This window comes from Halomicrobium sp. IBSBa, assembly GCF_017612575.1.
In the GTDB taxonomy this organism is placed as follows: domain Archaea; phylum Halobacteriota; class Halobacteria; order Halobacteriales; family Haloarculaceae; genus Halomicrobium.
The window spans coordinates 172813-194349 of record NZ_JADPQC010000006.1; the positions used below are offsets into that span (position 1 = coordinate 172813).

A 21537-nucleotide genomic window follows, 5' to 3' on the forward strand; every position below is an offset into this window, starting at 1 on the left:
TGGCTTCAACGTACTGACCGAGCGGAACGTGACCGATGAGTGTCCGTATTCGCTCCAATTCGAGACGTGTTCTAGTGGGAAGATAATTTGAACTGGAAGTCCTACGCCGAGAGGAGTGATGGACACCGACGAGGATTCGACTCGCGAGATCGACAGTCTGCGGCGTGACGCCGATGCCGCTCCGGCCCGGGTAGATCTCGACGCGGCCGGTCGGTTTCTCGATAGCAACCAGCCCGAGAACCGCCAGACAGCGACCTACGTGTTCAAGCAGGTCGCCAAATCAGACGCACAGCGAGTGAGCAGCTATCTCGACAGGCTCGAACCGCGTCTCGACGATTCGAACGGCAAGACGCGAAACTTCACGCTGTTCGCGTTCAGCGAGGTCGTCGAAGTTGCCCCCCAGCGGGTGAACGACTATCTCGACGCGATCGAGCCACGGCTCGACGACGAGAGCGAAAATACGCGAAATCTCGCGACCTACGTCTTCAAGGAGGTCGCTCAGGAGGACCCCCGGCAGGTGATCGACTCTCTTGACGCGGTCGAACCACGGCTCGACGACTCCGAGGAGTCGACACGGAACTTCGCGGTCTCGATGTTCAGCGAAGTGGTCGAAGTCGACCCCCGGCGAGTGAGTGAGTATCTGGACGCGATCGAGCCACGGCTCGACGACGAGAGCGAGAATACGCGAAATCTCGCGACCTACGTCTTCGGAGAGGTCGCCAGGGAAGAGCCCCGACAGGTGATCGACTATCTGGACGCGATCGAGCCACGACTCGACGATGCCAAACGATCCACCCGGAACTTCGCGACCACCGCGTTCAGCGAAGTCGTCGAAGTCGCCCCCCAACCAGTGAGTCGTTATCTGGGCGCGCTCGAACCACGACTCGACGACGAGAGCGAGAACACGAGACACCTCGCGGCCTACGTCTTCAAGGAGGTCGCCAAGGAGAAGCCGCGGCACATGAGCGGCTATCTCGACGCGCTCGAAGACTGCCTCGACGACCGGGAAGAGAAGACGAGGAACTTCGCAACGTACGTCTTCAAGCAAGTCGTCAAAAAGGAGCCACGCCTCGCATATGACTATCTCGACGCGCTCGAAGACTGTCTCGACGATCAGGGCCAAGAGACGAGAAACTTCGCAGCCTACGTCTTCAAGGAAGTCTCCAAGGAAGATCCACGGCTGACGATCGACTATCTCGACGCGCTCGAAGACCGCCTCGATGACGAAAGCCAAGGAACGAGAAACTTCGCAACCTACGTCTTCAAGCAAGTCGCCGACGAGAAACCGAACCGGGTTCTCGACTATCTCGACGCGCTCGAGGACCGCCTCGACGATGCGAGTGGGAATACGCGGAACTTCGCGACCACCGCATTCGGCGAAGCCGCCGAGGTTGCCCCCCAGCGAGTGAGTAGTCATATAGACGCGCTCGAACCACGGCTCGACGACGAGAGCGAGAATACGCGAAACCTCGCGGCCTACGTCTTCGGAGAGGTCTCCAAGGAAGAGCCCCGGCAGACAATCGGCTACTTAGACGCACTCGTACCACGGCTCGACGACCCCAAACGACCGACGCGTAACTTCGCGACCACGTCATTCAGTGAGGGCGTCGAGGTCGCCCCCCAGCGAGTGAGTGGCTATCTGGACGCGCTCGAACCACGGCTCGACGACGAGAGTGAGAACACGCGGAATCTCGCGACCTACGTGTTCACCGAAGTGGCCAAAGAAGAGCCCCGGCAGGTGATCGACTATCTGGACGCGATCGAACCGCGACTCGACGATCCGAAGCGATCGACACGAGAATTCGCCGCCTCCACGTTCGCAACCGTATCCGAAGAAGATCCGTCACAGGTCGTCGACTACCTCCCGTCGATCGTCCCACTGCTGGCAGACGGGAACGACACCATCGAGGACCGCGCGGGATCCTGCTTCGCCCAGGTCGCCAGACACGATCCCGAGCCGTTGCGAGACCTGGTCCGCTCTTCCGAGTCGAAGCAGTTCGGAGAGGCGGCGGTCGAGCGAGTAGCAGCAATTCTGGCTGCAAACACGTCACAGGACGACGAGGACGACATCTCAGAGTCGAGCCACGTCGACGAACACGTCGACGAACGGCGACCGGCAGACATCCCAGGTGCGCCAGAAGCGGAGATCGCCCTCGACGAGATCGAAGAGGAACGGACGATCGGACAGGGAGGCAACGCCGACGTGGTGGAAGCGTCGGTTCCGGGGACGGTGGACAGGTCGATCGCGATCAAGAGACCGCGGATGTCGGGGACGATTCACGGCGAGACGATCGAGCGGTTGCTCGACGAAGCCGAGCGGTGGGAGAGGCTGGACGGACACGATCACATCGTCGGCGTCGTCGACTGGGGGGCGAGCCCGGTCCCGTGGATCGGAATGGAGTTCATGGACGGCGGACACCTCGGCGAACGGGCCGGGGAGATGAGTCTGGCCCAGAAGCTCTGGACCGCGCTCGCAGTCACGAAGGGCGTTCGCCACGCCCACAAACACGGCGTCGCTCACCTCGATCTCAAGCCCGAGAACGTCCTCTTTCGGGCGGTCGAAGACGCCTGGGACGTGCCGAAAGTAGCGGACTGGGGACTCTCGAAGCAGTTGCTCGAACACTCCCAGAGCGTACAGGGACTCACGCCACAGTACGCCGCACCGGAGCAGTTCGACGACGACTACGGGACCAGCGATCACAGCACGGACATCTATCAGCTCGGCGCGGTCTTCTACGAGCTGTTCACCGGACAGCCACCGTTCGACGGGAATCCATCGAAGGCGATGTACCAGATCCTGGAGAGTGAGCCGACGCCGCCCAGCGAGATCGCAGCGGTCCCACCGCGCGTCGACGAGATCCTGTTGACGGCACTGTCCAAATCGAAGACCCAGCGGTACGACGACATTCTCTACCTCCGGGACGCTCTACAGGAAGCGTGTGAAGACCTGTAGCCGTCGATCATTTGGACCACTCGAAGTGGAGGGGAATGGGGACGGTAACGGCACGTAAGGAAGACATGGGAGAGAGCAACACGAAAAGAAGACAGAAGAACGTCGGGAGAGAGCGTAACAGGAGAACGAGAGAGCGTAGCGAGAAGAAAGAGACAACAAAATACAGAGGGCGAGTTGTTCGGTCGGTGCTGTGGTGATACTACCGGCTGTACATCTGTGAACGATTTCGCCACCCCGGGATGGCGAAGATCCTCACGAAGTGACAGCCGGCAGTATGAGGAGAAGCGCGAGTGAGTGGATGAGTGGGTAAGTGGGTGAGTGAACCCCCTCACCCCGTGTGCGATATGAAATCGGTGAGAGAGTGGGGGTGGGGTGTTAGCGAGAGCGGGCGAGTTGAGACGGAAAACACCAGATATTGGCGTTTTTAGCAGGGAGAAGGTCTAATAAGACAGGATAGAAAATAAGCTATTGTATGGGAAAGATTTATTTATAAGAGTGTGCAACCATAGCCGTACTGTAAGTCGAAGACAGAAATATAGTAAATATATTGTTATCATTAGGTAACTTGGGCTAGATAGTTTAGACGATCTAGATAGAATCTATCGATCGTCAATTACCTCTAGATACACTTCTCCACATCTCAACCACAGATTTTCGGCTGTTCCGGCGGTATCTGTCGCCGACTCTGACTGGAGGGGGACTCTTTCTCTTTCCCAATTTCATCTCGCACACGGGGTGTGGGGGTCACTCTCCGCTTTCTTTCACCCATCTCTTCTTTCCCTTCCTCTTCCCCGCTTTACCCCTTGTTGGCGGAAAAAGGGCGACGACAATCCGTATCACTCCACAGCGCTCGGACTTCGGGACAGTTCACCAGTCTGTCCTCCGCTCCGATTCACTTCGCACACGGGGTGTGGGGGCGGCGGATCTCGACTGCTGTCGTGATTCGACTTTCTACCAGTACCTTCCCCGTTCGTCTACATTTCATTTCGCACACGGGGTGTGTGGGTTCACATGTCATCCGAATCCGGACGCACTCCGGGCTCGCTGGGACGACGTTTCCTCGATCTTCACAGTCGTCGTGGTTTCCGGATTGTCGTTTCATCTCGCACACGGGGCCCGTGACCTATCACGTTCGTCCCTGATACTGCCGGCTGTACCTTCGTGAGGATCTTCGCCACCCCGGGGTGGCGAAATCGTTCACAGATTTACAGCCGGTAGTATGAACACATCCATACCTGGACATCTGTGTATTTGAACACGATCGAATTTGACTTTGCCCACGGTATGTCCCACCACTCTCATTTCGTAGACATTAGCCACTCTCTGCAGTATATTCGCCATATTTAATCTCGCAGGCGGTTCCAAATCTTTATCTGCGAAGTGGGCCATATCACGGTATCATGGGCGACGGCGACGACCAGCAGTCACTGTCCCAATCTATCAAGGGACGGCTTCAGGAGGGCGTCCAGGACTCCGTTTTCAGGGACAAGGGTCTCCTCGATCCGGATGCCGTTATCGACGAGGACCGCATCGTCGGTCGCGACGACCAGCTCGAAGACATCATTACCTATCTCCGGCCGGCGCTGCAGGGCAATCGCCCGCCGAATATGCTGCTCTACGGCCCGTCCGGGACCGGCAAGTCCCTGATCATCAACGCCGTCTGCCAGCAGGTGCTCGAACTGGCAAACAGCCAGGACATCGACTTCGGCGTCGTCGAAATCAACTGCCAGACGCTCAAGTCACACGACCGGGCCGTCTACCAGCTCGTGGAAAACGCCGCGGCGAAAGCGGGCGTCGAGGTCGGCGTCCCACAGAGCGGGGTCTCGACGAGCCAGAAGCTCAACCGCTTCTACGATATTCTGAGCGAACACTTCGAGTCGGTCATCATCATTCTCGACGAGGTCGACCTGCTCGTCGGTCGCCAGCGGGATCCAAACGACGAACCGGCGTACTCGAAACTCCTGTATCAGCTGTCGCGGGCCTCCCAACTTGGCCGGATCGACCAGCACGTCTCGGTCGCCGCGCTCACGAACGATCCGCGCTTCATGGAGGAACTCGACGGCCGTGCCGAGAGCTCGTTCAACCCCCAGGATGTGGTGTTTTCCGACTACGACGCCAACCAACTGCAGGCGATCCTGGAACGCCGACGCGACGCGTTCCAGGAGGGAGTCCTCGAAGACGGGATCATTCCGCTCAGTGCTGCCTTCGCGGCACAGGATCACGGCGACGCGCGGAAGGCCATCGACCTGTTCCGGACGGCAGGCGAGATCGCGGATCGTGCCGGCGACGACACGGTCCACGAACAGCACGTGCGCGACGCACAGGAAGAGGCCGAACGCGACCGGACGCTGACCCAGATGCAGGGCCTCTCCTCGCAGAAGAAGCTCTCGCTGTACGCGACGGCGATCGTCCCGGTCTACTCGAATCGCACCCTCAACGCCGTCCCGAGTACGGTCGCCTACCGCGTCTATCAGTACCTCACGGACCTTCTGGACACGGACGAGAAGTCTCGGGACTCCTACCTCCGGTACATGGGCGAGGCCGAGACCTACAACTTCGTCACCTCGGAGAAGCGGGGCCGTGGCTACGGCAGCGGCGTCCACAAAGAGTACACGTTCGTCGACGACCCAGAGGTCGTCGCCGAAACGCTACGCTCGGACATCCGACTCGAAGAGGTCGAGCAGGACGAGTCACTGATCAAGTCCGTCGTCAACGCTCAGATCGAGGACTTCTTCGAGGGGTGAGGGCGCGTGACTTCTGATGCCCTCCGGCCCAGCTCGCATACGCCGGACGATCTCTCTCGCTCGCACTGACAGTTTCATCTCGCACACGGGGTGGTCATCTCGCAGACGGTGTGGTGCCGATCTCGTGGCCTATCGTTTCGCAGACGGAGAGCGCCCAAGTCATTTCGCACACGGGGTGGGTGTGTATCACTCACTGGCGGCGGCGACACGCCTCCGGCGTGCACCCAGCACGGGACTCCGTTTCACTTCGCACACGGGGTCGGTCCCGCTCTCGTCGAGATTCATCTCGCACACGGGGGGTGGTGCTCCGGACACGACCCGAGAATCACTTCGCACACGGGGTGTGTCACACTCCTCATACTGCCGGCTGTCACTTCGTGACGAGCTTCGCCACCCCGGGGTGGCGAAATCGTTCACAGATTTACAGCCGGTAGTATCAGCCACTGTCGCCTCGGGCGACGACTACGCCGGATCAACGGGACCTTCGTACTGCGAACGGATCTGTTCGCCGTCGCGCCACTGCCAGTAGTAGTAGCGGTTGTCGTTGATCTCCTTGACCGTGATCGTCGCCTTCGACGGGACGCCGTCGGGAGGGTTCTCGGGTCCGTCCTCCCGTTTGTGGGCTCTGTCGGCGTGCTCGCCGTCGCCGTCGTCGGCCCCATCCAGACGATCGTTCCGTTCGCGAAACGCTGCGAGCGCCTCGGCGTACTCCGCGACCTGGCGGAGACGAGTCAGCGAACACTGTTCGAGTCCGTCGCCGAGGTCATCGGGCAGGTCTGCCGGCGGCGTCGGTGGCTCGTCGCTCACTTCGATCTCCCTGTTAACCAACACGGACTCCAGCACCGTCGTTCTGTTGGTTAAGACGGTCGGACCGATCCCTCTGTCGCCGGTTTCCCGCCACGTCGACCGTGTCTCGCCTGCGTACTGATCGAGAGAGCACGCGTTTCCATCGACCCCCAGGGGGTTCGAGGGGTATCGAGGGTCGACGGAAACCATGAAATGCAAACGGCAAATAGCGATGTATACGTGGTCAAATCGGCCATGGTTTCAGACGGACCCTTGTGGGATCGAAGCTCTGCCTGTCGAGCGCCCACGTCGTCGATGAAGCGGGTTTCAGACGGACCCTTGTGGGATCGAAGCGGATTCTGGAAACCGAGGGTGGGAAGGACTCGTTCGGTTTCAGACGGACCCTTGTGGGATCGAAGCCGCGCCGGGGCCGACTTGCTCGCGCACCAGCGGTTTCAGACGGACCCTTGTGGGATCGAAGCGCTTACGGCTGGCGCGGCAATCTGTTTGAAGAACACAGTTTCAGACGGACCCTTGTGGGATCGAAGCCTCCGTCACTGGGATATGTAGGTTATCTAGCTCGGGTTTCAGACGGACCCTTGTGGGATCGAAGCTAGCCGGTATCGTCCGGCGACTTCCACAGCGCTTCCAGATCGTCCCGCAGATACCGGATCGATTCGTACCGATCCCGCTTTGCCGTCGCCAGCGCCGTGCGTACGATCTCGTCGAGTTCGGGCGGCACGTCGTCACGGCCGTCACTCGGGGCTGGTGGTGGCCCGTCGTCGCGGACGATCCGCTTGCGGACGGCGAGGCGTCCGCCGCTCACGGGGGGCTCGCCGCGTAGCATCGCGTACAGCACAGCGCCGACCTGGTAGATGTCCGTGACCGGGTCCGGTTCGCCGAAGGCCTCGGCGTCGAACTGTTCGGGCGCGGCGAAGTGCCGGGAGAACCCCTCCATCGAGTCGGTTCGGTCCCGCAGTTTTCTCGCGAGGTCCCAGTCGGCGAGCTTCGGCAGGTCCCAGCGTGACGGTGCCGTTTCGGTGAAGAGGACGTTCCCCGGCTTGACGTCCAGGTGGGCGATCCCGTACTCGTGTGCGACTTCGAGCGCGCGGCAGAGACACTGCGCGATCCACACGGCCTCTTCGACCGCCAGCCCGTCGGTGCCGTCGAGTCGATCGGCGAGGTCGCCGCCGTCCATGTACTCCATGGCGATCCACGGGCGGGTGTCCCCGACGTCGACGACGCCGACGATGTACTCGTGGGAGCGCCACCGGCGACCCTCTCGCTCGCGGTCGTCGACGGTCCGCCACGTCTGTGCCCGCTGGAGAAACGAACTGATCGCGTCGTGTGTCAGGGTCCGCTCGCCGCGAGCCGGTTCTTTCAGCGCGATCCGGGCCGGCGACTCGATTGCGGGATGGGTCGTCTCGTACACGACCGCCTGGCCGCCGGTCCCAAGCGTCGCTGTGATCTCGAAGTCCTCGTAGCTCACCGACCGTCGCGGTGGGCTCGGGAACTGTTCGACAGCCGGGGCGCGCGCGTCTCTGATCGCCTGATCGAGTGTGGCGCTCGACCGGTCGGGATCGGTCTGCTCCGTGGCCGCTGTGACACGTTCCGCTGGAGAACCGGCGCTGACGATCACCTTCGCCTCCCGGCGCACCGCTCCGTCGCGCTCGTATCCGATCTGCTGGACGGAGACGATTCGCCCCTCCGGGACGGAACTCTCGGTCGAGGAGACCACCCGATGGCGGTACGGGTCCGTTTCGGCCCCGCCGTCGGGATCGACGAGCACGAGTCCCGCCGCTTCGAGCCCGCGGTCGATCCGGTCGACCAGCCCTTCGAGGTCGTCGAACGCCAGCCCCGTCGACGTGTCCTCGTCGAGCAGTGCCCGCAGCGACTCCTCGACGGCCGCCAGCTCGTCGACGAGCCGGTCGGCTCGCTGGCTCTCGCCCTCATTCTCGTCATGGCTGTCTGCTCTCTCCGCGTTCGTCCCGAGAATCGACTCGACGTTCTGGGCCGTTTTTTCGAGATTGTCGCGGAGGTCCGCCACGTCGTTGTCGATCGACCGGCGACAGTAGAGGACGCCCCGGTGGAGTTGGTTGCGCACGTCGAGGGTCTCGTCGATCAGCGTCTCCAGATCCCTCGGGGCGCTCGTCTCCCGGCTGGCGTCGGCTGCCGTCGCCTCGTCCTCGTCCCGAGCGGCAACCAGTCGGGGCGCTGGCCGTTCCTGTTCGGACTGCCGTCTCGTTCCATCCTCCGGCGGTAGCTCCGTCGTCGGATCGATCGTGATCGATTCACTGCCGCCGTCGTGGGCTGCCTCGACGTTGATCCACCGGTTCTCGTCGATGCTCACCGTGACCTCGATCGCCGGTGTCCCAGCCGAGGCCGGTGGCACGTCGGTCAGGACGAACTCGGCGAGCAACTCGTTCCGTGTGGCGGTTTCGTGTTCGCCCTGGAACACGCGTATCGGCACCGCCGTCTGGTCGTCCACCGTCGTGGTGAACACCACTGACTCGACGGTGGGGATGGTCTCGCCTCGCTCGACGATGCGCTCGAAATCACCGCCCTCGACCGCGATGCCCAGCGGCAGGGAGGTCACGTCCAGCAGCACCACGTCGTCGACCTCGCCCGAGAGGATGCCAGCCTGCACGGCCGTCCCGAGTGCGGTGACCTCGTCTTCGTTGACGCGTCTGGTCGTCTGCTGTCCGACCAGCGCCTCGATTCTGTTTCGGACCTGCGGGAGCCGGCTCGCGCCGCCGACGAGGAGGAGCTCGTCGATGTCGTCTGCCTCGTGTCGACTCTCATTCAGGACCGCGCTGGTCGACTCGACGACGCGCTCGACGAGGGGCTCGGTCAGTGACTCGTAGGCGTCACGATCGAGTGTCGCGTTCAGGTCCAGCGGACCGTCGTCCGTCGTCGCGACGTAGGGGGTGTCGATCCGCGTCCGCTCGCGCGAGGCGAGTTCGATCTTCGCGGCCGCCGCTGCGTCGGCCAGCCGTCTACGGGCCTGTGGGTCCTCGCGCAAATCGATGCCGTGGTCCGCCTCGAACCGATCGGCGAGGTGGTCGACGATCGCCGCGTCCCACTCTTCGCCCCCCAGCTCGTCGTCTCCGCCGTTGGCCACGATCTCGTAGATGCCGTTCTCCATGTCCAGCAGCGAGACGCTCAGCGAGCCACCGCCGAGATCGCAGACCAGCACGGTCTGTTCTCCGTCGCTCCCGTAAGCGTATCCCATCACCGCCGCCGCCGCGTCGTCGATCGTCCGTTCGATCTCCAGCCCGGCGATCTCGCCGGCTCGCTCGATGCGGCTCCGCTGGCGAATCGACGCCACCGCGGGGACGGTGACGACCGCCTTCTCGACGGGCCGCCCGAGGGCGCTCTCGGCGTCAGAGCGAAACTTCTCGAAGAGCGATCCCGCCAGCTCTACGGTCGAGTACTCTCGCTCGCCCAGCTCGACCGTGCTGCCCTCGCCGAGGAGGACGCGCTTGACCGACGTGACGGTCTGTTCCGGTCGGGAGACCGCTCGCTTCCGGGCCGCTTTGCCCACCAGCAGGGCTCCGTCGTCGTCGACGGACAGCGCGGTGGGTGTCGCACGGTCCCCCTCGCTGTTGACGACGATTTCGGGCTCGCCGTCCACCGGCACTGCACAGACGCTGTCGGTCGTCCCCAGATCGACGCCGAGTATCACGTCGTCGGTCGGGCCTGCGCCGGTCCTTCCTGCCGTCTCGACCGCGATGTCGTCGAACTCACGCTGTCCCTCGATCTGGAGTGTCGCGTCGCCGGTCGCGTCCTGGACCGAGACCCGCAGGGTCCCATCGCTGTCGACGGTGAACATGACTGCTACTTCCGGCACGCCCGCGGGGGCGGGTGCGAGGCCGGAGACCGTACACTCGCCGAGCAGCTCGTTTTCCTCGACACGTTCATGCTCGCCCTGGAACACACGAATCTGGACCGTCTGCTGGTTGTCCTCGGCCGTCGTGAAGGTCTCCCTCGCCGACGCCGGTAGCGACTGCCCTCGGGAGAGCAACTGCTCGCAGTGACCGCCATCGACTTCGATGCCGACGCTCGCGGCCAGCGTCGCTCCTGGCTGTGTCCCTCCCATTCCGTTGTCTGCCTTCTCTGGCTCCTCTGAGATAGGTATTGGGGAGTGTCCCCGCGAGCCCGGCCGATCAGGGCGCGCCGTCGAGGATGTCGGTCAGCTTCTCGGGCTCGATGTTCCGGCCCGAGATCGGGAACACGACCGTCGATCCCGCCAGTTCGTCCGCGCGCTGTCTCATCGCCGCCAGGCTCGTCGCACAGGCACCCTCGATGGGCACCCCCTCGTTTACGAACAGATCGCGAACGCCTCGCCGGAGGGCCGCATCGCTCACGAGCCGGAACTCGTCGAGTCGCTCGCGGAGGACCGTCGTCGTCAGCGCGAAGGGGACGCGCGTCGCGACGCCCTCGGCGAACGTCTCCATCCGATCGTGGGGTTCGAGCGTGTCCTCGGCCCAGGCGCGGTGCATCGCCGGTGCCGCCTCCGACTGGGCTCCGATCACGGTGGCGTCCGTGAGCGCGCCCACCGTCAGACAGTAGCCGGCGGCACTCGATCCGCCACCGACGGGACAAAACAGGTAGTCGAGATCCGGCAGCGTCTCGACGATTTCGAGGCCGGCGGTCCCGACCCCGGCGACGAGACTCGGCTCGTTCGCCGAGTGGACGTATCGATAGCCCGCCTGCGCGGCCAGGGACTCGGCGTGCTCCCGGGCCTCGTCGAAGTCCGCGCCGTGGAACTGTACGTCGGCACCGAGCCGTTCCATCGCGGCCACCTTCGCTGCGTTGGCCGCTTCGGGCACCACGATCGTCACCGGCACGTCGAACGCGCGGCCGGCGTAAGCGACCGACTGTCCGTGGTTGCCGGTGCTCGCGGCGATCAGGCCCGACTCGCGGAACTCGTCGTCGAGGCGCGACGCGAGGGTGACGCCACCGCGGACCTTGAACGCCCCCGTCGGTAGGGTGTCCTCGCGCTTCAGGTACACGTCGGCGTCGAACTCGGCCGAGAGGAACTCGCTCCGGACGAGCGGCGTTCGCGGGAGGTGGTCGTCGACGACGGGACGGGCCTCGTACACGTCGGCGGTCGCTGGTGGGGTGAGATCGTGATACGGGAACACGGTCGTCGCATCGGGGGAGGGAACAGGGCTGTACTCGCTCACGGGGGCCTGTTACAGGCGCTCGGAATTAACCTTTCACATCGTCTGGCCGACGGTCCCGGTCCCGCAGCCAGCGAGGTCGACGGTCGATCATACGGACCGTTGTCGCGATGTACTGGTGAGCATCGACCCCGTCCCAGCGCTCACCGGGAAGCAACGACAACTGTCCGTCTCAGGTGAGGACGACGACGTTCCCCATCCCGCGGCGCTTGCGCTCGATGAGGTCCCGCGCTTCGAGGTTGTCCAGCGCTCGGCTGACGGTCGCTTTCGACACGTCCGTCTGCTCGACGATCTCGCTCTGTGGGAGCACGCCGTCGGCGTCGAGTACGGCCTCGTAGACGATCCGCTCGTTGTTCGCGAGCCGGTCTGCCACTTCTTCCCACTCGCTGCGCCGGGCCGCCAGCAGTTCCGACGGCGCTGTCTGCTCGTCGTCGTCGGCTCGGCCGTCCGGCTCTGGGACCGGTCGGTCCGCTGGCGACGCAGGCTCGCCCTCGACGAGGAGGACGGTCGCACTCGCGCCAGCGGCGAACGCCGCGATCGTGAGTGCGATCGCGCCGCCGGGGCGAAGCGACGGACCCAGCGTCCCGGCCCGCACGGTGGCGTCTCCCATCGCGACCGTGATCGACGGCGGCGTGGCGAGGCGGGCGGCCAGCGCGACCGTCACGGCCGTCGCGGCGACGAAGGTCCCGGCGGCGACGACCGTTCGTCGGTCGCGGCTCTCGTTGTTCATCGTCCACGAGGGGACCCGCTGGCCCCCTCTCTGAGTCGGACGAACGCGTCGACCGTCTCGTTCTCCAGATCGACGACGACGCTGTACCGCGTCGCTCGTTCGACCGGATCGACGACCACCAGCGCCCGCCGGTCGCTCATTCGCCGTTCGGTTCGCTCGACGACGACGCCGTCCGCTCGCTCTCGCAGGGTGAACGCGGAGTCGTTGGCCGGCGCGAGCTGCGTCCACGCCGTCCCCGGGTCTGCTCCTGCCACTGCGGCGGTGTCGCTTCGAACGGACTCGGGGATCGGTCGGATCGTGTACACCGCGCCCTCCGGCGTGGACTCGTCGGCGAATGCCCCCGTCGTCGTCACGATCTCTTTGGCACGCTCTCGGGTCGCGAGCGGGAGCTCGATCGGCTCACGCGGCGTCGTCGTCACGACGAGGGAACTCCCGTGACCGGCGATCTCGACCCGCTCGACGGCACGCAGATCGGCGACTACCGTCCGGTCGCGCTCGCCGCTCGTTTCGACGAGCTGTCCGCCGTCGATCGCGAACTCGTGTTCCGCAGGTGGCGTGACCGCCGCAGTGACGCCGGTCACGGTCGCGAACACCGCGATACTGCCGCCGAGGACGCCGAGTGCGAGGACCAACACCACTCGGGACCGCACGACCGTCTTCATGTCTTCCGAGACCGAACGTCCTCCCAAGAAGGTGCTGATTTCCACCGGTTCGAAACGCCTGAAACGGGACTGAAACGCGTTTCACGCCTGTTTCACGGCTGTTTCCAACGGACGCTTACAAGCCCTTTCTGTCAACCCACGGGTGGCGCGATCGGGTCAGTCCCCTGCCGGCGGCTGTTCCCCGAGACGAACCCCGTCACACGTTCCCCCTCCACGAGCCGCTCTCGGCCGCTCGCGGGCTGGTCTGATCGCCACACGAACACATGACACGATCCAGTCCCCGCCAACGGAGTGGTACAGATGCGACGTGAGTACCGGCTTGCAGCCTACGCGCTGGCCGTTTCGGCGCTCCTCCTGGCCGCCAGTGGCGCGGTCGTCGTCGCCGACGGCAGCGTGACCGACTCGACAGACGAGTCGCCCGAACCGACGAACGGCACCGTCACCTCGTCCGGCACCTACACCGACGCCGACACAGAGACCGTCGACGTATCGGTCACCAACACCAGCGCAACGACGTTCACGGTCAGCGAGGCCGGCCGAACGTGCAGCGGCGCGCTCCGGGTCGACGCTCCGAACCGGACCCGGACCGACGTGCGCGTCGACGGCGTCACCGTCACGCTGATCGAGGCACACGGCGGCGAGGCCTTCGACGAGATCGACCGCCAGCGATTCGCGGCGCTGGTCTGGGACGAGTTCTCGACCAGCGCCGGACTCAGCGAGTCCGAGCACGTCGAACTCCGGGTCAACCAGTACTACGAGAGCGTCGACCGCGAGGAGCCGACCGACACCGTCGGCGTCCGCGCCAGTCCCGCCGACAGCTGTCTCCCGAGCGTCGCGGGGACGGTCTCGCTCGACAACGAGTCGGTCGACGTGCGCTCCGCACAGCCGGCACTCGACGATCTCGACCTGACGATCACGGACACGATCGGCGTCCTCGACGACGAGGAACGGACGCTGGTCGAGCGACTCGTCGAGAACGACTCACAGGCCAGCTACACCGTCCAGCAGCGGTTCGACGATCCCAGCGCGCTGGCGGCGACCGTCGTCGAAGCGACCAACGACGGCGAGGTCGCACTCGAACTCACGGCGTCGTCGTCGGACAGTCCGACCGTCGTGGTCCGGATCGATCTCGAAACCGAGAGCGTCGTCACCGCCTACACGAAGCTCTCGATCGAGGTCGTCGACGAGACCGATACCGTCGTCGTCGACGGCAACGAGACGGTGACCTTCGAGACGAACGGTACCGCGTCGTCGGCCAGCGGCGACTGACACCCACACGTCGGCGCTTTTTGTTCCTCTGTCGTAGTGCTATGCGGTCGTCTCGGCCCAGAACCGCCGACAGAGCCGTAGCTGGTCGACGACGCCCCGGACGGTGCGGCCCCACATCGCGGCGACCGGCGCGGCGGTCTCTCCGTCATCGTATCTGGGCTGCGTGAGAACGCTGGTCCGACACTCGGGGCAGCGATAGCGGGTCCGGCGGGCCGTCTCGGCGACGTTCCACTCCCCGGTCGCCGGACTCCGATGGTCACACTCCGGGCAGTACAGCGTCGATTTCCGTGGCGTGTCCTCGCCGGTGGCTGATCGCCGTCGCCTCATCAGGAACACACAGTGGTCCGACGGGTAAACCGTCTCCCATTGTCTGCATCTCTGGTGCAGGAATCGGCGGGAGAGTGGTAACAAACCGAGAGTCGGGAGCGTCGAACGGCACTCAGACCGTCAGCGCCCCAGCGCCGACGTGATGCCACACAGTCGCCTCAATTGCGCTACTCGAACTGCTCGACGACCTGCTCGTAGCGCTGGCTGGGCTCTTCCCAGTCGACGACCTCGAAGAAGTTGTCGACGAACTCGCCGCGGGCCGGCCCGTAGTCGTGGTAGTAGGAGTGTTCCCACACGTCCAGCGCGAGGATGGGGTGGCTCCCCCAGAGTGCGCCCTGGTCGTGCTTGTCGACGACGACGTTCCGGAGCTGGTTGCTGAACGAGTCGTACACCAGCAGCGCCCAGCCACCGGCGGCCGAGGCGGCGGCCTCGAACTCGCCTTTCCAGGCCTCGTAGGAGCCGAAGTCCTCCTCGATCCGGTCGGCCAGCGCGCCCGACGGCTCGTCGCCGCCGGTCGGGCTCATGGACTGCCAGAACAGGTCGTGGAGGACGTGCCCGGAGCCGTTGTGCGTGACGTTCCGGAGTGCGCCCGACGAGGAGGAGAAGTCGCCCGCCTCGCGGTTCGCTTCGAGTGTCTCCTCGGCGGCGTTCCAGCCGTTGACGTAGCCCTGATGGTGGGTGTCGTGGTGCCAGGTCAGCACCTGTTCGCTGATGTGTGGTTCGAGTGCGTCGTAGTCGTACGGCAGCGGCGGCAGTTCGTGTTCGCTCATCGTGCGTTCATCGGTACGCGCGAAAGCGACTTGAACGTTCTCTGAACGAGATTTTTGTAGCCGTACTGACCGCTCAGCCGTCGAAGAACCGACCCGGATCGATCCGGGACAGTCGCATCGCGTTCCCGGTCACGCCGAGGCTCATCCCCATGTCACCGACGACGACCGCCAGCGCGACGCTGACCAGTCCCAGGGGCACCCCGAGTGCCAGCACCGCCTTCACGCCCAGACTCGCCCAGATGTTCTGTCGGATGACGCTGTTTGCTTCGTTCGACAACGCATACAGATACGGAAGCTTCCCGATGTCGTCCCCCATCAGCGCAATGTCCGCCGTTTCGAGAGCGGTGTCGGTCCCCGCAGCGCCCATCGCAACCGCGACGTTGGCGGTCGCCAGCGCGGGCGCGTCGTTGATCCCGTCTCCGACCATGGCCACCTCGCCGTGGCTGGCCTGCAAGGACTCGACGGCGTCGACCTTCTCGTCGGGCAACAGCTCGGCGCGGTACTCGTCGACCCCGACGCGCTCGGCGATCGCGCGGGCGGTCCCCTCGTTGTCGCCGGTGAGCATCACGACGTGTTCGACGCCGAGTTCGTGTAGCCGCTCGACCGCTCGTGACGCCGCCGGGCGAACCTCGTCGGCGATGGCGACGACGCCGAGCAGTTCGGTGGCCGTGCCGACGAGGACGACCGTCTTGCCCTCCGCTTCGAACTGCGAGAGCGTACCGGCTTCGAGGTCGGCACAGTCGTCCCGGTCACACTCCTCGTCGGTCGCCTCGACGACGGTGCCGCCGTCGGGCCGAGCGTGGGCGTGTGACAGATCGAAGCCCAGCTCCTCGAACAGCGCGGGCTTGCCGGCGTAGTACGTCTCGCCGTCGCTCTCCGCGCGGAGCCCCTTTCCGGTGAGGCTCTCGAACGCCTCGACGGCGGGTAGCTCGCCGACCCCCGATTCCCGGGCGCGCTCGCGGATCGCCTCGGCGATGGGGTGCTCGCTGCGCTGTTCGAGGGCGGCGGCGTACCGGAGCAGCTCCGTCTCGCTCGCCTCGCCGAGGGGAACCACGTCGGTGACGGCGAGTTCGCCCTTCGTGAGCGTCCCGGTCTTGTCGAGGGCGACGGCGTCGACGCCGCCCATCGCTTCGAGGTGGTTGCCGCCCTTGATGAGGACGCCGTTCTTGGCGGCGCTCGTGATCCCCGAGACGACGGAGACGGGCGTCGAGATGACGAACGCGCACGGGCACGCGATGACCAGCAGCGTCAGCCCGCGGACGAACCAGGTCTGCCAGCTCCCGACGAACGTGTGGCTGAGCCCGGCGACACTGACGGTCGCGCTGCCCTCGACGAGCAACGGCGGGAGCGCGGCCGTCAGGATCGCCAGCACGACGACCGTCGGCGTGTAGTAGCCGGCAAACCGGTCGACGAACTGCTCTTTCTCGGTCTTTTTCTCCTGTGCGCCCTGGACCATCTCGATGATCTGGGAGAGCGTCGACTCCGAGGCCGACGACGTGGCCTCGAACTCGAAGTACCCCTCCGCGTTGATGCTGCCGGCGTACACCTCGTCGCCGACGTTCTTGTCGACGGGGACGCTCTCGCCGGTGATCGGCGATTCGTCGACCGCGCTGGTGCCCTCAACGATCGTGCCGTCGAGTGGGATCTTCTCGCCCGGGCGGACGACGACCGTCTCGCCGACGGCCACGTCCTCGGCGGGCACGGTCTCCCCGTCTCCGTTCCGACGGACGGTCGCCTCGTCGGGGGACAGCTCCATCAGTTCACGCAGCGAGTCCCGCGCCCGATCCATCGCGTAGTCTTCGAGGAGCTCTGCGATGCTGAACAGGACCGCGAGCGTCGCGGCCTCCACGAAATAGCCGATCCCCGTCGCGGCGATGATCGCCGTCCCCATCAGGAGGTCGATGTCGAGGCTCCTGTTTTTCGCCGAGTAGTAGCCCCCGCGGACGACCGGGTAGCCACTGACGACGATCGCGACGAGGAACAGCCCGTCGGCGAGATGGATCGGGAGCTCGAAGACGCTCCCGAGAGCGACGTTCTGGCCCCCGAGGACGAACTCGAAGAGGAGGCCGAGCGTCACGAACGCGGCCCCGATCCACGTCTTGACGGCCCGTGAACTCCGCCAGATCTCTGCCGGGGGAGCGACCTCGATCCCCTCGCCGGACGAGTCGCCCGGCTCTCCGCTGACCTCGTAGCCAGCGCTCTCGATGGCTCCGACGACTTCGGCCTCGCTCGTCTCGGCCGTGTCGATGGTCACGATCGCCGTTCCGGTCGTCGGCTGGAGGGTCGTCTCACGCACGCCCTCGACGCGCTGGAGGCTCTTGTCGACCTTCTGTGCGCACGACGGACAGTCCATCTCGGGGACGGTCACCCGGACGGTCGTCTCACCGGGGTCCTGTCCACCGTCTCCCGCCGTCTCCGATTTGCTCGTCATTACGTACTCGTTCGGGCCACAGTTCGATAAGCCCTTGTTGGAATATTCCAACTGCGCCGTCGGTCGCGCTCGCTCGCCGGCTCACGCCGTCGACCGTCTCCTTCTGGCGCACCCCGCTCGGCGTTCCGCCCGTCGTCGCAGGCCAACAGCCTGCAATCACATACTGCGAGCTGTCAGCGTTTCTCGCCGGCCGTCACACGGAGGTGACGCCCGTCGTCGCAGGCCGACAGCCCGCAGTATCAGTCGTAGCTCGCCAGCTCACCCATCAGCTGCTCGTCGGCCACGTACTGCTTTGCCAGTCGCTCTTCGGCCCGTCGCAGCCGGTAGGTGAGCGTCGACCGCGGCACGTCCAGGTGGGTGGCGAGTTCGCCCACGTCGACCTTGCGGGGCGATTCGTAGTAGCCGTGTTCGACGGCGGCCCGGAGCGCGGCCTCCTGTTCGGCCGAGAGCGACCCCGATCCGCTCGTCTCGCTCTCCGTCGACGTTTCTGCCGTCCGGAGCATCTCCGTCCGAGCGCAGTCCCCGACCGCCGCTTCGAGCGCGTCGAAGAAGGTCGTGACGTCACCCGCTCCCGAGTGTATGATCCGCCAGGTGTAGTGGCGACTCTCGTGGCGCGTCTCGAAGAGGACGCCGTTGCCGAGGTGGTCGCGCGCGATGTGGGGCACGGAGTCACAGTCCGGCGTCCGCTCCCAGTTCGAGTAGAACACGAGCGTGTCGTCGTCGTGATCGAGCACCTGCGTCGTCTGGGTCGCGCCACAGTGGTCGGTCGCCAGACAGTCCGCGTAGTAGTCCGCGTCCAGAAAGGCGTCTTCGAGGGCGCTGAGTGCCTCGGGAGATCCGGTGGCGTGGTCGACCCGCCAGAGCCGATCCGCGGTCGCGTGCAGCGAGAGCGACCGAATCCGAGCCTCCGGGTGGTCGGCGAGCGTGTCGGCCACCCTGTTGCAGCCGGGTTCGTACTCCAGAGCGAAGACGAGTTCGCGCATACCCTCGCTACGGGTCCCCGTGACTTGACGGCTTCTCTGTGCACACTCTCTCGGCGACGCCGCCGGAGACCGGGCGATTCGCCGCTGCCGAACCGCTTCGGCACAGGTGTCTTGCCCCCACTTCGGGAACTAGCACGGGATGACCGTCGCGATCGCCCTGCGAGATCGGCCGCTCGACCGACTCCGTCGATGTCGTTCGGTGGAACCACAAGCGACGCCTCGAACGAACACCCTCTCTCGATCGCTCTGTCAGCCATGACTGAACACGACCGACTGGAACGGACCGGATCGGGGACCGACTTCGACTTCAAGAACGACGTGCTGGCCGAGTTCAAGTCCCAGACCGGCTTGACCGAGCAGACCGTTCGGCTCATCTCGGCGGAGAAAGACGAGCCCGAGTGGATGCTCCAGCGGCGGCTGGACGCTCTCGAACGGTACCGACAGCTACCGATGCCCGAGGGGTGGCCTGGACAGCCCGACCTCTCGGAGATCGACGTCGACGGGATCGTCCCGTACCTGCGGCCCGATCTGGAGACCGACGACAGCGTCGACTCGTGGGAGGATCTCCCCGACGACATCGCGGCCACGTTCGACAGGCTCGGTATCCCGGAGGCCGAGCAGCGGGCACTCTCGGGAGCCGGTGCGCAGTACGAATCCGAGGTCGTCTACCAGAACATGCAAGACCACCTCGAAGAGCAGGGCGTGATCTTCTGTGATATGGACACGGCGGTCCAGGAACACCCCGAACTGGTCCGCGAACACTTCATGACGACGTGTGTCCCACCGTCGGACAACAAATTCGCGGCGCTACACGGTGCCGTCTGGTCGGGCGGCTCGTTCGTCTACGTTCCGGAGGGCGTCACCGTCGAGATGCCCCTCCAGGCGTACTTCCGGATGAACGCCGAGGGGATGGGACAGTTCGAGCACAAGATCGTCATCGCGGAACCGGACTCGGAACTGCACCTCATCGAGGGCTGCTCGGCACCCCACTACGGCACGCACAACCTCCATAGCGGCTGTGTCGAGGTGTTCGTGGGTGAGGGTGCACACGTCCAGTACTCGACGGTCCAGAACTGGTCGACGAACACGTACAACCTCAACACCAAGCGTGCCATCGTCGAGGCCGACGGGACGATGGAGTGGGTGTCCGGTTCGATGGGGTCGAAGGCGACGATGCTGTATCCGGCGTCGGTCCTCAAGGGTCCCGGCGCGACGGACAACCACATCACGATCGCCATGGCCGGCGAGGGCCAGAACATCGACACCGGCGCGAAGGTCTACCACAACGCGCCCGACACGAAGTCGACCATCGAGTCGAAGTCCATCAGCAAGGACGGCGGCCGGACGAACTACCGCGGTCTCGTCCACATCGCCGACGGGGCCGAGAACGCCTCGACGAGTGTCGAGTGTGACGCGCTGATGTTCGACAACGAGTCCACGTCGGACACGATGCCGTACATGGAGATCCAGGAGTCGAAAGTCGACGTGGCCCACGAGGCGACCGTCGGCAAGATCGGCGACGAGGACGTGTTCTACCTCCAGAGCCGCGGTCTGGACGACGACGACGCAAAGCAGATGATCGTCGCCGGCTTCATCGAGCCGATCACCGAAGAACTGCCCATCGAATACGCGGTCGAACTCAACAGGCTGATCGAACTCGAAATGGAAGGGAGCCTCGGGTGATCGTCGCCCACTCGCGCCGCCGCTCCGAGTAGCAAACTGTTTAGGGCCACCTAAATTATCTGTGCCTTATGACGGCGGCAAACACGGACGAACAGATCGAAAACAGTCACGAACCGGCATTCGGGGACGACGCGATCGAGGCGGTGGCGTTCCTGGCCCGCTCGGAGCATCGGCTTCGCGTTCTCGCACTGCTCGACGACGGCGTCCACTCGCGTCCCGCGCTCGGCGAGCACACGGGCGTCTCGCGTGTCACGCTCAGTCGCATCCTCAACGACCTCGCCGACCGCACACTGATCGAGCACGATCCGACGGAGAACACGTACGCACTGACCGGCTTCGGCGAACTCGTCTACGCGGATTTCGCCCGCCTCCTGGGCACTGTCTCCGTCGGCCAGGCGGTTCCCGATGTCGTCGATCGACTGCCCACGGAGTGGTTCGACTTCGAGCTTCGGTGTCTCAGCGAGAGTACGCTGGTGGCCCCCGACAGCGACGACCCGCTCGCTGCCGCGAGGATCGTCGCCAACGCCGTCCAGGATGCTTCGAGCTTTCACGCGCTGCTCGGGACGTTCATCTCGCTGCCGATGTACACGTTCGAGGACGCAGTTCGATCCGGCGATCCGCCCGACGGTGTGGTCCTGTTCGACGCGAGCCTGACGGAGACGATGGTCGACGACGCCGACCTCCGCAATCGGTGGCGACACATCGAAGCCGAGATCGGTTCGACCGTCTACTACACGGTCGACGACCGCGTCCCCTGTAGTATCGATCTCATCGACGGCGAGACGGTGTTTCTGACCGTCGACCGCGAACAACACAGCGGCTTCGACATCCTTCGCTGTACCCATCCGGCAGTCGTTCGCTGGGCCCGAGAGACGATCGAGAGACAACTGGCGGACGCGACCCCGCTCGATCGGTGTCTCTCTCCACGAGCCTGAACAGCCGCCTGTACACACACCGCTGGCTGTAACACGGCGTGAACGGCGTAAACGGACCCGTTACACCACACGGCGAGA

At 64.8% G+C, this 21537-nt stretch carries 13 protein-coding genes, 1 pseudogene and 1 CRISPR repeat array; of the genes and pseudogenes, 5 read left to right on the forward strand and 9 right to left on the reverse strand.

Annotated features, from left to right (window positions below):
• Positions 1–118 precede the first annotated feature (118 nt).
• Both IL252_RS14655 and IL252_RS14660 read left to right on the forward strand, forming a co-directional pair.
• Positions 119–2953 (forward strand): protein kinase, encoded by a 2835-nt coding sequence (locus tag IL252_RS14655; RefSeq protein WP_208628610.1) that lies wholly within the window; start codon positions 119–121, stop codon positions 2951–2953.
• A 1400-nt stretch (positions 2954–4353) separates the two neighbouring features.
• Positions 4354–5697: a Cdc6/Cdc18 family protein gene (locus IL252_RS14660; protein WP_170095272.1), complete on the forward strand. Its 1344-nt coding sequence runs from the start codon at positions 4354–4356 to the stop codon at positions 5695–5697.
• Positions 5698–6159: 462 nt separating this feature from the next.
• Here the strand turns inward: IL252_RS14660 and IL252_RS14665 are convergent, their stop codons facing one another.
• From IL252_RS14665 to IL252_RS14685, 5 genes and pseudogenes are all read right to left on the reverse strand, one after another.
• Complete coding sequence (locus tag IL252_RS14665) at positions 6160–6504, reverse strand: hypothetical protein (protein ID WP_208628611.1); 345 nt, start codon at positions 6502–6504, stop codon at positions 6160–6162.
• Positions 6505–6740: 236 nt separating this feature from the next.
• Positions 6741–7097: direct repeats of the CRISPR family, unit length 31 nt; unit sequence GGTTTCAGACGGACCCTTGTGGGATCGAAGC.
• A gap of 125 nt (positions 7098–7222) precedes the next feature.
• Positions 7223–10582, reverse strand: a pseudogene (grpE, locus tag IL252_RS14670) (nucleotide exchange factor GrpE); the annotation flags it as partial.
• Positions 10583–10649: 67 nt separating this feature from the next.
• Positions 10650–11672 carry a threonine/serine dehydratase gene (locus IL252_RS14675; protein WP_208628612.1) on the reverse strand — a complete coding sequence of 341 codons (1023 nt, stop codon included), beginning with the start codon at positions 11670–11672 and terminating at the stop codon, positions 10650–10652.
• A gap of 169 nt (positions 11673–11841) precedes the next feature.
• The gene (locus tag IL252_RS14680) at positions 11842–12399 is read right to left on the reverse strand and encodes a MarR family transcriptional regulator (protein WP_208628613.1); all 558 of its coding nucleotides are present in this window, start codon (positions 12397–12399) and stop codon (positions 11842–11844) included.
• Positions 12396–13061: a hypothetical protein gene (locus IL252_RS14685; RefSeq protein ID WP_208628614.1), complete on the reverse strand. Its 666-nt coding sequence runs from the start codon at positions 13059–13061 to the stop codon at positions 12396–12398. The genes IL252_RS14680 and IL252_RS14685 overlap by 4 nt, the downstream gene beginning before the upstream one ends.
• Positions 13062–13361: 300 nt before the next feature.
• Here IL252_RS14685 and IL252_RS14690 point away from each other — a divergent pair, with 300 nt between their 5' ends.
• Entirely contained in the window at positions 13362–14330 is a 969-nt protein-coding gene (locus tag IL252_RS14690; RefSeq protein ID WP_208628615.1) for a hypothetical protein, read from the forward strand.
• 39 nt (positions 14331–14369) lie between these two features.
• Here IL252_RS14690 and IL252_RS14695 read toward each other — a convergent pair whose 3' ends face one another.
• The 4 genes from IL252_RS14695 to IL252_RS14710 all read right to left on the reverse strand — a co-directional run bounded on the left by IL252_RS14695 (position 14370) and on the right by IL252_RS14710 (position 18841).
• Complete coding sequence (locus tag IL252_RS14695) at positions 14370–14657, reverse strand: hypothetical protein (RefSeq protein WP_208628616.1); 288 nt, start codon at positions 14655–14657, stop codon at positions 14370–14372.
• Positions 14658–14824: 167 nt separating this feature from the next.
• On the reverse strand, positions 14825–15427 hold the full coding sequence (sod, locus tag IL252_RS14700; protein ID WP_170095279.1) for a superoxide dismutase: 603 nt from the start codon (positions 15425–15427) through the stop codon (positions 14825–14827).
• A 73-nt stretch (positions 15428–15500) separates the two neighbouring features.
• Positions 15501–17858, reverse strand: a complete 2358-nt coding sequence (locus tag IL252_RS14705; RefSeq protein ID WP_208628617.1) for a cation-translocating P-type ATPase — start codon at positions 17856–17858, stop codon at positions 15501–15503.
• A 239-nt stretch (positions 17859–18097) separates the two neighbouring features.
• A complete protein-coding gene (locus tag IL252_RS14710) occupies positions 18098–18841 on the reverse strand; it encodes a helix-turn-helix domain-containing protein (RefSeq protein WP_208628618.1) in 744 nt (247 codons plus the stop codon).
• Between the two features lie 255 nt (positions 18842–19096).
• Between IL252_RS14710 and sufB the strand changes: the two genes are divergently transcribed.
• Positions 19097–20524, forward strand: coding sequence for a Fe-S cluster assembly protein SufB (gene sufB / locus IL252_RS14715; protein ID WP_208628619.1), 1428 nt, complete (start codon positions 19097–19099; stop codon positions 20522–20524).
• A 68-nt stretch (positions 20525–20592) separates the two neighbouring features.
• Positions 20593–21459 (forward strand): winged helix-turn-helix domain-containing protein, encoded by an 867-nt coding sequence (locus tag IL252_RS14720; protein WP_244257227.1) that lies wholly within the window; start codon positions 20593–20595, stop codon positions 21457–21459.
• Positions 21460–21537 lie beyond the last annotated feature (78 nt).